At 36.3% G+C, this 13147-nt stretch carries 12 protein-coding genes; 1 reads left to right on the top strand and 11 read right to left on the bottom strand.

The window, feature by feature from the left end:
- Window positions 1–11: 11 nt before the first annotated feature.
- Window positions 12–809, bottom strand: coding sequence for a polysaccharide biosynthesis/export family protein (locus ACYVIY_RS27090; protein ID WP_460979735.1), 798 nt, complete (start codon window positions 807–809; stop codon window positions 12–14).
- A 925-nt stretch (window positions 810–1734) separates the two neighbouring features.
- Between ACYVIY_RS27090 and ACYVIY_RS27085 the strand changes: the two genes are divergently transcribed.
- Window positions 1735–2097, top strand: a complete 363-nt coding sequence (locus tag ACYVIY_RS27085; protein ID WP_460979733.1) for a hypothetical protein — start codon at window positions 1735–1737, stop codon at window positions 2095–2097.
- 122 nt (window positions 2098–2219) lie between these two features.
- Here the strand turns inward: ACYVIY_RS27085 and ACYVIY_RS27080 are convergent, their stop codons facing one another.
- The 10 genes from ACYVIY_RS27080 to ACYVIY_RS27035 all read right to left on the bottom strand — a co-directional run bounded on the left by ACYVIY_RS27080 (window position 2220) and on the right by ACYVIY_RS27035 (window position 13147).
- Window positions 2220–3272 carry an acyltransferase family protein gene (locus tag ACYVIY_RS27080; RefSeq protein ID WP_460979732.1) on the bottom strand — a complete coding sequence of 351 codons (1053 nt, stop codon included), beginning with the start codon at window positions 3270–3272 and terminating at the stop codon, window positions 2220–2222.
- Window positions 3273–3393: 121 nt separating this feature from the next.
- Entirely contained in the window at window positions 3394–4530 is a 1137-nt protein-coding gene (locus ACYVIY_RS27075) for a DUF1972 domain-containing protein (RefSeq protein WP_460979731.1), read from the bottom strand.
- 16 nt (window positions 4531–4546) lie between these two features.
- Window positions 4547–5668 (bottom strand): glycosyltransferase family 4 protein, encoded by a 1122-nt coding sequence (locus ACYVIY_RS27070; RefSeq protein ID WP_460979730.1) that lies wholly within the window; start codon window positions 5666–5668, stop codon window positions 4547–4549.
- Between the two features lie 26 nt (window positions 5669–5694).
- Complete coding sequence (locus tag ACYVIY_RS27065) at window positions 5695–6468, bottom strand: glycosyltransferase family 2 protein (RefSeq protein ID WP_460979729.1); 774 nt, start codon at window positions 6466–6468, stop codon at window positions 5695–5697.
- Window positions 6455–7786, bottom strand: coding sequence for an O-antigen ligase family protein (locus tag ACYVIY_RS27060; RefSeq protein WP_460979728.1), 1332 nt, complete (start codon window positions 7784–7786; stop codon window positions 6455–6457). Before ACYVIY_RS27060 ends, ACYVIY_RS27065 begins: the two co-directional genes overlap by 14 nt.
- A 42-nt stretch (window positions 7787–7828) precedes the next feature.
- Window positions 7829–8299, bottom strand: coding sequence for an acyltransferase (locus ACYVIY_RS27055; protein ID WP_460979726.1), 471 nt, complete (start codon window positions 8297–8299; stop codon window positions 7829–7831).
- 118 nt (window positions 8300–8417) lie between these two features.
- A complete protein-coding gene (locus ACYVIY_RS27050) occupies window positions 8418–9602 on the bottom strand; it encodes a glycosyltransferase family 4 protein (RefSeq protein WP_460979724.1) in 1185 nt (394 codons plus the stop codon).
- A 62-nt stretch (window positions 9603–9664) separates the two neighbouring features.
- Window positions 9665–10696 carry a hypothetical protein gene (locus tag ACYVIY_RS27045; protein ID WP_460979723.1) on the bottom strand — a complete coding sequence of 344 codons (1032 nt, stop codon included), beginning with the start codon at window positions 10694–10696 and terminating at the stop codon, window positions 9665–9667.
- Complete coding sequence (locus ACYVIY_RS27040) at window positions 10693–11640, bottom strand: hypothetical protein (RefSeq protein ID WP_460979722.1); 948 nt, start codon at window positions 11638–11640, stop codon at window positions 10693–10695. The genes ACYVIY_RS27045 and ACYVIY_RS27040 overlap by 4 nt, the downstream gene beginning before the upstream one ends.
- 145 nt (window positions 11641–11785) lie before the next feature.
- Window positions 11786–13147, bottom strand: a complete 1362-nt coding sequence (locus ACYVIY_RS27035) for a lipopolysaccharide biosynthesis protein (protein WP_460979720.1) — start codon at window positions 13145–13147, stop codon at window positions 11786–11788.

Raw genomic sequence — 13147 nt, 5'->3', positions numbered from 1 at the left:
GATTCTGCCTACTATCGAGTTAAAATGATGCTTAATACGGATAAAACGCTAAGAACTATGGGCAAGATTTGATAGGTTCGATCGGCATTGGCAAGACGGGCTTTGCCCGGTTCTACATACACAATATCATTTGGGTGAAGATAATAATATGGCGACCTAAATACATCCCGTTTAGTCAGATCAACCCGGTTAAAGGTACGCTGCCCGTTTTCTTCCCGAATGATTAATACGTTATTCCGTTGTCCCTGGATGGTAATGTCCCCGGCCAGGCCTAGCGCTGCGGGAAGAGTGATCTGTTCGGTTGGGATCAGAAACAGGGATGGGCGGGCGACTTCGCCCTGGACCGCAATCTGGAAACTTAAATTCCGGACATTTACGGTCGGTTCTTTCAAGTAAGTGAGTAGCTTCTGCTTGATGGCGGCTGATGCCTGACTACTCGTTAAACCTTGTACCGGTTGTTTGCCGACTAACGGCAACTCGATTTGCCCATCCTCGCTGACTAAATAACCCGGCAGATACGGTATAGGCGTTGTTGGGCTTTGAACACCTGATGGTCCCGATGCGGCCGAAATCACGGCATACGGGTTAAAGAATGACGTAGCTTCCGGACTCAGGCTGCTTACCTGCACGGACAATACGTCTCCTGCTTTGATAGTAGGAACGTAACGGGCCGCTAAAGAAATGGTATCGGTGCCAGAGCCGTTTTTTTGGTAAAGAGTGAGCTCTTTACTGGATATACAACCCGACAGGCACATGCATAACCCGATGAAGTAAAGTCCTGCCTGAGTGTATAGTCTTCTTAAGTTCATAAACCCATTTTTCAAAATAATAACGATGCTGGCTTTGTCAGTGGATCTGACTACGTTGATGAAGCGGGGATAGTTGACAAGTACTGAACCAATAGTTTACGTATGTAGCTGCTATGAGGTTAGGTGAGTCTTACTGAGAAGTACCGGGCGGCTTCTGGACCTGGCTTCTCTTGTCGAGTTAATTTATCGTCATAGTTACCCTAAACCAGACACGTAACAAGTCAGACTAACTGGCCAGCTCTACCAATAATTCAACGTTGGATTCACTTTATCGACGGACCAGTACATTCCCAGTCGAATACAGATAGAGAGCTGCTTGTCTGGATTTGTAGTAAACAAAATGGCATAGATTGTCGGGTTAATTTTGTTTCTGAGATTTTGGCGATTCAAACTTAGTGAAAAATCCCTAAGAAATAGGCAGATGAGGGAAGTCTAACCTGCTCAAGTATATGTAAAGTTACCAGCACGTGGCACCGCTAATCTTTATAGGGCATCGCCATGCGGAGGAGCTACGTAAGCTTGCAGCGCCTGATCGATAAATTCTACTGACTTCTTTCGAGAGCCAAAGGGCGGGAGTGCTCCAATGGCGTTTACTCATGAACGTTACCTGCTGCTTAAAACGTAGTGGACAAGGGTTCATGCCCGCGTCTAAGCAAGGTCTGTGTGTTCAGACGAGTGACTGCATGCTTTTACCAGCAGCAACTTACATAATCTTTGTTGCTCAAATAGTAATCTACACATTTATGTTGTCCCTATATATGTATTAATAATTTAGTCAAGTAACATAGTTTTGGTTATATTGTAATATTCGTTTCTAAATTTGTTAAAATATTAACATTGGCGTATTTATACGATAACGTAGCTCTTCTATAACTACGGCTCTTCGCAGATTGAAACAGTAGGTTTAATTGCAAATCCACCGTGCATGCTTGGCGACTTTTTTAGAATTAACCTTCCTTATGGCATCCGTCGTAACGATTCCGGTGAGTGGTACGCATTCAACCGGGAGTATTTACCAATTGGCTTCAACGATCATACGTATCAAAGTAAGTTTATGATGATGAACTTACCTATATACACAAGCTATGAAAATCTGGCAGAAAAGAAACTACTTGAGATAGCCTGGTGTACATCCGAAGGAATCGAACGGAATAATAAAGGGGAGATAACGACGGTATGGCTTTATGCTGATAATGCAAATCCAACAGATGCCTTAGTTGGAGCTAACAAAGCCTGGGAGAATTATTTCAAAAGATTACGAACGCTATCTGGTTTGGTTGAGAAGTAAACACTTTACTTCTTTGCAAGCATAATTCATTTACTGACACGTAAAAAGCCTTTCAAATAAATATTGCTGCTGAACAACTGAAGCTACTTTAATAAGTTGAATTTTTATGAACTAGCCACGCATCAATAGGCAAAAATTGCAGTTAAGACAACTCTCCCCTTCGTTTCAATATATCGATATGTATGAAATGAAAAGCTTATAACTATAATTAGGAACAGAATTGAACTAAAATCATAAGCCGAATCGCTAACGTTAAGTATATTAATCAGAACTACTTTTAAAACGGACGCAATTAAAGCATGAGTCATGTAAATGCTATATGATAATGTGCCTAACCAAACTGTGTATATATTAGTGATAAGTCTCGATAATTTACCCTTTTCAGCAGCAAAAATCAGTATAACTATAGCATATAAAGGAGACAACAGCAGATCGTATGCTTGATGTAGGTAACAGACTGATGCAAGTAAAGTTAAAATCCCTGTAATTTCTAATGAAGTGTAAAGACTATTAGTTAAAGAATACGTTTGGAGCCAAAAGTAAACACGATTGGTTATGCAGCCTAAAAAAAAGCTAAATATGCATAAAGCGATGAAGTGTGCATAGCCTGCCCCGAGTATTTCTATTAAAAGAGCTATTGCCAATACCATTAGCAGACTAATCATACGGCATTTTGGAACCAACCGGTTAGTATAAATAACGGTTAAAGCAAACGTCGCGTACGCAAACATTTCAGTTGATATACTCCAGCTTGGATAGTTCCACGTAAAGTCATAGGGTGTACGCGCAATACCTTGTAACATGAACAAGTGTTGCAGTAAAGCCACAAAGGAGTTTGCACTAAACGCATGATTATTAAAAATTCCCATTTGGAAGAGCACAGCTTTTAGCACTTCAAAAGTCAGGAACAGAACTAGCATAAAGAGATGGAGTGGGTATAGCCTTAAAAGGCGCTTGAACACAAAATCTTTAAGCTGGTAATCATTTACTATATGTTGGTAGTTATGGTGAATAATAAACCCTGATAATACAAAGAAGAAGTTAACAAAGCGATGCCCTTCACCAATTAAAGATATATTACCTAAATTGCCTTTTGATTCTGAAAAGTGGTAAACAGCCACAATTAGAGCGGCAAAACCACGAAAAACATCGAGAGTTTCAAACCGTTGTTTCATAAAGTATTGATAATTTATGAGCGATATCTATTATTGAAAAATAATACAGCCAGTATATTTTTACAATTCAACTATAAACCCATTCTCTAGTGTATTAACAAGTGTATATTGCTTTGCATATTTAACCAACAGATTCCGATATTACTTTTTTAGATTGAGAGATATGAGTTCTTTCTAAAGTAGAGATAAACAAACTTTCGTATTGGTCAACAATCAATGGCCAATGATAAATGTCACGAATTTTGGTTCGGTTTATATTTACATACTCGCTATATTGCTTCTTAGAAATAGTTTCTAACAAACTAGCGACTTCTGAAGCTTCTGTGAAATAAAAAGCTTCACTACCAAGAATCGCTTTGTTAAACGAATTATTATGCGCGCATATTAGACAGTCAGACCCCATTGCTTCTAATAGCGAGGGATTGGTACCTCCTACAGTATGACCGTGAAAATATAGATTTGAAAAAAAACGTACATTGTTTAACCGCTTTAAATTATAAATACCACCCATAAATCGAATATTTGAGTGCTCTTTATACTTCTCAATTAGGAATTGGCCATACTTGGTGTGACATTTGCCGACAACTAGGAATTGTGTCTTGTCTTCTGATCTTGCAACGCCATCAAGGATTAACTCAATACTATTTTCTGGCTCTAACCGCGCCACAAGCATGTTATAGGTGTATGGAACCAGTTTATACTCGTCCAATATAGATGCATCAGGCTCGTCGAACACGTATGAACCATAGGGTATATACGTTGAGTCTATACGGTATTTATCTTTAAGATAATGTTGAATTCCCTTTGAATCAGCAACAAGGTAATCACTCGTATGAGCCGCCCAGGATTCAGCCTGTTGCAAAAAGCGCTGCACCTTTGGTGAGAATTTAGTACGCTTCCACTCTAAACCATCCATGTTAGTTATAACTACCGGCTTTCGGGGTAATAGCCAATGCCATATAGAATTACTATTATAACCTAGCTGGAGTATTATGTCAAAATCTCGTTTACGAGAGTCTATAATGCAATTAAGGTCGTAAATAAATTGTCCAAATGTGCCTATACGATACTCAGGATCGTAACAGTGAACGATATCCACTCCCTTGAATGTCTTTTGTTGGTGTGGATGATTGTGGGAATTATACACCGTTACTTGGTGACCTTTCTCAACAAGTGCAACAGACAAAAATTCCGCGCACTGTTCGAAACCACTATAATGATTAGGCACTCCACGAGTACCGATAATGCCAATACGCATGTTGGTTGCTAGTTATTTAATTAAGTGATTGTATCAAGTTGTATAAAATCCGGGCTGATTGATCCCAAGAATATTTTTGACGTACAGCATCAGCGATCTGATTCAACTCATCAGAGCTCCGTCTCGAACTAGTAAAAAAGCGAATCAGATGCTCTTTAATATTTTCTGTTGATGGATAAAAGTGCTGTTCTCCGAAAAAAGAGAAGTCACTCATGGCTGTGGTGTTCGAACAGAGCGTAGGAACTCTCATCGCTCCTGCTTCCAGAGGTGGGATGCCAAACCCTTCAGCAACTGATGGGTAAACAAATAATTGAGCCGCCCGATAAAACGTTAATAAGTCTTGATCATTTACACCGTGTAAAAAGTGGATTGACTGTTTTACCTTTTCCGGAAGGTTTTCATAAACCCCGTCGAGTTCAGGAACACTAAGAGATTGATGTCCAATAAAAACCAATTGAATTCCCTTTTCATATAATTGCGCGTCTAGGTAAGCTTTTAGCAAGCTAGCCTGACGCTTACGGGGCTCAATACGGCTAACATATAATATATAATTATTTACCCCGTATCGGGAAGCAATCTGCGCTTGACAGACCTGCCTACCGTAATCGTCGAAAAAATGTTCGCTGACTCCGTTTGGTACAACGTGGATTTTTTCATCAGGTATGCTGAAATGTCGACTTATTGCTGACTTTGAGTAATCAGATACCGTCGTAACGACGTCAGCCATGCGGGCAGACAATTGATACAGTAACCCTTTTGACAACCGGTATGCAAGTGGGAACTCAGTTGGGAAATCTTTAAACAATATATCGTGGGTCGTCACAATATATTTACAAGTCTTAATAGGCGGAACTACGTACTGAAAATGAGCCACGTTAATCTGATGTTTACAAATTAACTGATTAATGTTTACGGCTAGTCGTCGGGTGCGTTTAGGAGTACTATATTGGAGAAAATGGACATTCTCTCCTTGCTGAAAATCTTTCTTTAAATTTTCGGTTTCGTACGAAGCTAAATACAGATCAATTCCAGCGTAGGTAGCCAGACGACGGTATAATTCACGAATGTACGTTCGAGTACCTTGGTACTCCCCATCAAAAACATGGGCATCAACGAACACTTTTACGTTCGATTTCATAAGCAAAGTGGTATCGTTACGAGTGCTTATCGGCGGAGATAGGCATTAACGCCTATTGAGTGGAGTATCTTTTTTGTACAAAACTTCAACCCGACATAGTACATGTTGGCAGAAGCAGGCAAAACGGGTGACTTACCTGTTAAAGTGCTAGCTTGGTAATGTTCCTGAATAGCAGCCCAACTATCACTAGCTCCCCCTTCCCGCATAATTACTGTAGTTGCATCTATATAAGCTGCCTTAAGCGCTTTACCTGGACGGAGCAATAATTCATAATCACCAACTATCTTATAGTCTGTATTGAACATACCATACTTTTGAAATAAAGTACAAGCATGTAACGAACCCGGGTGCGCTACTGTCATGTCTTTTAAAAAACGAGGCCACTCCCAATGCCATCCCTTGACACGTGTCGGGTTTAACTCCTCATCAGCCATCTGCACTCGGGAAGACACATACTCTGTATCAGCCGGTAAAGTACCAATGAAGTTAACATACATAGCTAAGGCACCTGGTAACAATAAATCGTCGCTACCCAGAAACATGATCCACTCCCCAGTAGCTCTGCTTATACCTTTATTCCAGGCATCATAGATGCCTTTATCTGTTTCGCTAATCCAATACGTTATCTTTGACGAATTGCGTTTGATGATATCAACGGTTTGGTCAGTTGAACCGCCATCAATAATTATGTATTCTATGTTTGAAAAATTTTGACTTAAAACACTTTCAATTGACTGTTGAAGAAATCGCTCAGCATTGTAAGTGGCAGTAATAATCGTTATTTTCTTAGTCCGATTCATATGTATACTGTTTTTTTACAGGCGAAATTTTTTCTTTCATCATAGAATTTGTTTTCTGAAGTGCCAAAGTACGCCTTGAAAAAACATCATCTGGCAAAATAGGCGAAAAGGCTAAAATCCAGAGTATATATTCAGCTAAGTAAATTACATTTCCTCCAGTGAATTGTGAAATAAATGCATATAAAAAGACAAGAGTCCTGTAGGAGCTTGTTAAAACTTTTGTTCTGATGAACAAAGTAATGATAACACCAAATCTGAAAAATAGGCCTACAAATCCGAAAATGGCAAAAGTCTCTGCAACGGAATTTGGAATACGTACTGCCTGACGAATGTTATTCGAACTACCTTCTTGGTACTGATAATACATGTTGATAATATCATTGCCGATAATCTTTAATTGGCCTGCCCCGACACCAAAAAATAAACTTTTTTTCTCTGCTATTTTATATGCTAAAAGAAATGATTCAAATGTGCGACCATTAGTTGAAGAATCCTCGCCATTAAAAATATTATTTACTCTATTAGTGAAAAAATTATCAGGATAAATTAATATTAAAAAGCATAATAAGATGATTAAAGAATACACTAATACAGAAGCAAAGCGAAAATTTATATAGGATTTAGGTTGTTGATAAAATTTGATTATACAGAATAGTAACAATACAAGTGGTATCGTAAGATATGCACCCATAGAAAAGGATAGCAATATTGGTAAAATTGAAAGGAAAAGCATTTTGGGATTATAAGTCAATCCATTATAATAAGTAGTCATAAAATAATAAAAAAATATAGGGATAAATGTTTGTGCATATATAGACGACTCTGTACTTAGTAATTTTAATCTTGGAAAATTTAATACTACAGTTAATTCATTATAGTACCAAAATGTTTTATCAAAAGGAGTATATAGAGTTGAAAAAGCTATGATTGTGAATAGTAAATTTATAAGAACTGTGGTTTTGAAATATTTAGGTAACAGGGTAAAGTTAGAGGGATTAGATATGAATATATAGACAGTGTAAATAAATATATAGATTGTGAAATATAAAATTGAAGAGCGTAAAAAATCAGTTGCTAATTCAATGCCGTTCAATCCTTGAAATAGTGAAAGTAATAAATAGGGAAGTGAGAATTTAAGTACAATGAATTTTCTTCTTTTTTTAACAAGCCACAAGTAAAATAAAGGGCTCAATATACTCATAAATGTTAACCCATCTGGTAAGCCAAAATTATTGAAAAACGTATAAATAATCGTTAAATATAAGCCTGTCTTATATCTGTTAAGATTTGATTTGTGTAAACTAACCGTTGTTCGCATGCTAAAACTCTTATTTTACATGTTTTGATTCTCAAACTAAGTTTAAATTTCTTTAATAAACCTAGCTGGATTACCAGCCCATATTTGGTTGTTTGGGACGCTATTAGTTACCACTGATCCTGCACCTATAATTGAATTACGACCAATCCTGACACCCTTCAAGATCAGGCTGTGAGCGCCTATAAAAACATTCTCTTCAATTATAACTGTAGCCCGCTTTACTGCCTCTATACTTTTATCTTCGACGGTCGCTATACGTTTGCTTATGTCAAGACTATGAAAATCAGTGTCATATATAGCACAGTTCCCTCCGATCCTTACATTATCCATGATAATGATTTCTTTTTCACAAATTATTGAAGTACAGCTTATACCGACGTTATTACCAATTCTAAGAGCTGCATTTGCGCCAACTATAAAGTAAGAGGGTTGTTGCCTACCTATCTGGTTATAGCGATTTCCATTATGCATAGAAAATTCTCTACCAATCCTCAATATGCCTTTCAGGTTCACGTTGACAATGGGAATTCCTTTAGCTATGAAATCATCATGGAATATGACCCCATTGGCTATAAAAAGTATATACGTATACACTTTGCAGTAAGCTATATGTAAATACTGCAAAATAGTTTTATACACCTTGTAGATGATCCTGATTCCAAAAAGAATGGATAACTTCTTTATAGATTGAGTAGGTAATATTTCGTATTGACTCTGTATCATGGCGTTTTTCGGCTTTGATTTTTCCTTGCTTAGCTAATGATATAGCTAATGGTTTATCATCGTATACTTTTAAAAGGCTAGTTGAAATATCCTCTGGTGATAGCGTCGTAAGTAAACCTGTTTTGTTATGTTCGATTAGTGAACCTACACCGCCTACATTCGAGGCTATAACTGGCAGACCTGATATTTGAGCTTCACATATACTATTAGGACTATTGTCGATATATGAAGGATGTAATAAGCAATAACACTTTGTAAAAGTTATGGCTAATTCTTGAGCGTTTAAAAATCCAAGCAATTTGAGATTATTATCATTTATATTACGTAAGTTATGTTTCGAAATTGCCTCTTTGATTATTTTATTCGTTTCGTTTACGCGCGATCCAGCGTATAGTAATTTTATGTCTTTATTAGATTCGGCGGCTAGGTCGAAAGCGATTAACGCTTTTTCGTAGCCTTTTATGTCATTAATGCCGCCAAGAAAAAGAATATTTTTGTTAAGTGTGGAATCAAATTTTAATTCGAAAAAATTGGGCCTTATAGTTTCCCAGCAATGATGAACAACAGCATCTTTTACATTTTGATGGACCCAGCGTTTATCCCAATCAGTTCTACACATAAAGTGTTTAATATGTGGCAAATATCGCTTCTCTGAAAGCTGTGTTAAATACCAGCTTAACTTTCTATAAGAAATCTTATCAGAGATGTGATTATAATATTCACTAATTATACCTTGTACTGATAGCAACTTCGGGACTGGTATATCCCAACAAGCTTGTTCGAATTGATGCTCTGAACCATGTATATGTATTATATCATATTTTTGATGCTGTCTTTTTAAGTACTTACGTAATAACCCAACTTTATATTTGTGAAATGTTATCAAGTCAATGGCTCCCCTTGGTGTTTTTAAGTAGATGTAGTTTACATTATTAACTGTAAACGTTTCGTCTTTGTCAATATCTGAGTTGCAGACTAAAATATCTAAGTCTATACACGAAGACAGAGCTTGCGAAAGTGTCATAATCCAAGGAGCCGGATGCCCCTTAGGTTTTTTTATATACGGTAATGGAGCAATCCACAATACTTTCATGATATATGTTTATCGACTAAGTAATAATATTCTAACTCTTCAATGTGCCTTATCTAGGTTAATTATGTTAGCAGTCTGCTAAGCTTTATTCTGTTTAAATAAAACAAAACTTCATTTTTTAGCCTGGTTGGTGGAAACATAAAAGGTTCTAAGTAACAGTACCTTATGGAAGCTTGCATAAACGCCTTTTTGCAATTTGCGCTTGATTTTATATAATCATTAATCTCTTTGATGTTAGACCTCCCATTATAATAATCATTTATAATTTTAAATGCATATGTATTGACGTGTATTTTACTAATAATTAATTTAATACTAACTTTTGTATGATCAGCTTCTTTACAGATTAGATCTTTTGAAATAATAAGTGATGATTTGTTACTACTAATATTATTGGTCACTTTTTTTTGACAAAAAATGTCAAAAATATTAGTAGTAAAATTATATGCTAATATGAATTTATTCCAAACATAATTACTTGTTTTGTCAGAATAATTATTTTTAACCCACGTCCTAAGTTCTGTAGAGCTCATGATGGTATTAGGTATCTCATAATCGTCTATATTGAACAAATTTAAAGAATGTAAAATGTTTTTGTAAGTTAATAAGATTAATCTTAAACTAATGGGCGGCCCTATTACGGCTTTCTTTTGCATGTCTGCAACTAAGTATGTTAGTGTAATAAACCAAACAATATTTAGTATATCTTTTTCTTGCGGGGCTATACTTTGTTTGTAACTCTCCAACATTGTAAAATCCTCTTCAATTGAAGTTACACCTTCAAGGCTATGAATTCTACAAACGTCTTCAATTGTATTTTCTATAACGTAAGCGGGTTCGTGACAAAATAGGTATCTAAAATTTTTAGAAATTGTACGTTCCTTTTCAAAGATGGAACTCAATCTTTTAATGTTTTCTGATGAGTTTATTACTAACACATCAATATCTGAGATGCCTGGAAATCCCACTTGTCCAAATAATGCGACCTTCTTTTCGTCTATATCACATTGCTTACATAACTCAAAAAATTTATTTGTGTAATTCTTATAATCTGCTTGTGTTAAATCGAGATTTAAATCATTTACTATTTTCATATTGTTTGTTGTTTTTTTAAGGAAGCAATTTCATGTAAAAATTGGTCTATTTCGGCTTTTTCTAGTGTTACAAATTCATGTTTGGGGAACACTGGAGAAAATCTTTTAGAAATTCTTCTAAATAAATCAGCATCATTGCATATTATAGAGAAAGCCTTTAACATCTTGTATGATTTTTTTCTACTTATGATATTCCAATGGTACCGTATATCGCTGCATTTATCTAAAAAAATGCATGTATTCTTGCTGAATATCTCTTGTTTTCTTTCAATAGCCTCTCTTTTAGAAATGTTATACCCTTTATACTGAAAGGCATAAGCAGGCATTAGGAGAAAGGATCCAATTAAACATTTCATGTCGTAAGAAGTTATTTTTTGATTTATATATTTTTTTGCCCAAATTTTTATGTTGTTTTCTGTAGTGATTATGTTTTTCAATAATCCTTCCTTTGTTTTTTCGTCATCTATTTTATAATAAATTTCATCCATGCCATGGATAAGAACTGAGTTTTTAAGCACATTTAATGGCATATAAGACTCATCATAGTTGTTGAGTAAGTCCTGGTATATGATCCAATGTCCATGATGTTGTAATAGGTCAATTTTACAAAACGTCATATCCACTTTTTTTAGCCATTTAGTTAGTTTTTTAATCTCTTCAGGTTGATTACGCAATTCAGATCGATTAATGATTATTAAGTCGTCTAAATCTGAAAAAAATGTTTTGGTGTTGTCTGCCCAACTTCCGTGTACGTATACACTTACATAGTTGAAGTCACTCGCTCCTTTAAATATTTTGTTCAACTCTTCGTTACTTTCTCTAAAATTGTTAATTGTATTTTTAGGGTATAAGTTATGTTCTGTATGAATTGCATTTTCTTCTAATTGAAAATTAAGATAATTTCTATTCAGAACTTTTTTTATTATTTTTTGTGTAGTGTTCATGTCTTGTGGAAACGAATATTGACCTAAACTGCTGATGGATATGTGTAACTTTTAATTTTATAGTTATTTTGTCTTGATAATTTCACATAGTTGTAGGGGAAGATATAAGGGTTTGTATTGATAATGTTCAACATTATTGAAAAGGTTATAATATCCAAATGCCACTTGCAGTTTGGTTTACAATTTTTTGATATTGAATTATACGAAGCGGAAGCCAAAGCGTAAGCCAGATGCAATTTGCTAATACTACTCCTGTAGGACCTATTTCCCCGGCTAGGAAAATAGATACGGGAATACTTAAGCAGGTTGTAAGTATGGAGGTGCACATCTGAATCCGTATTGTACCAATGCCATTAATAATGTAGGTGAATGTGCTGCCGAATGTGATTAATATTGTGTAAGCCCCTACAGCTAAAACTAAATTTGAATCAACGGTGAAGGATTCGCCTAACCACTTCTCCATTACCCAAGGTGTAGCTATCACTTGCATGATCGTCACAGCCGAAAGCAGAAGTGAGTTACGAATCAATTTATTCAACGTTGATTTAATCCATAAAAAGTCGCCTTTCTGATAAGCTTCTGTTACAGCCGACCAGATGGGAGTCAACACAATTGTCTGTATGATGGTAATGACACTGAAATAGCGGAATACTACGTTGTATTTTGTTACTTCTGCATTCCCAAAAAACTGACTTAAAATGATATTATTAGATGTTAATACAATTGTTGCTGCAATCTGAATAACAAAGAACTGAATACTTGTTCCGGCTAGGAATCGAATGTGAGTGCGGTCAAAATAGGCTAGCGACGGCATCAGCGATGGATACAGCCGTTTGTATAGATACAAGCTACCAGCGATGTAGGCAACCACAGGTGCCATGCTAAAAACTAACACTATGCTGAATAGATTTCCATGACCGCTAGTACCGTAGACTAATGCTGCCACACAGGAGATGCTAATAACATTACCAACGAGTAGAATCAGATTATCAAGCGCAGCATTCTGCGTGGCCATAATGACAGCAGTTAGCGGTTTTAGTGTAAACAGTGTACAGAAGGCCAAGAAGGCGACTAGGGCAACCGCAGCCAATTCGTTTCTATCTACGGTATGAATGTTGAAAATGGCATTCAGATCCATAAACGGCAGAGCGATTAGGAACAGAACAACGACTACGCAACTCATTAGAGTTACCAGAACATAGGTTGTGCTTACAAGCTTTTTGGCTGCAATCAAGTCCCTTTCGCTTAAGGCCTTCACAAGTTTATTGCGCAACCCGTTTCCTAACCCAATATCCATTAGGTTGATCCACGTAAGAACTGAACTAAGTGTAAGCCAGACTCCATATCGTTCTGTATCCAGATAGTTTATCGATAATGGAACTACTAACAGCGACAGTAAAATACTGAGTCCTTTAAAAACAAATGACTTCAGTATGTTGCCAATGACTTTACTGCTTCTCTCCCCAGTCTTGCCAACTACGCGCCTGTAAATCAATTGTCCTACCAT

The organism is Spirosoma knui (assembly GCF_054780635.1).
This window is presented reverse-complemented; position numbering and strand designations above follow the sequence as displayed.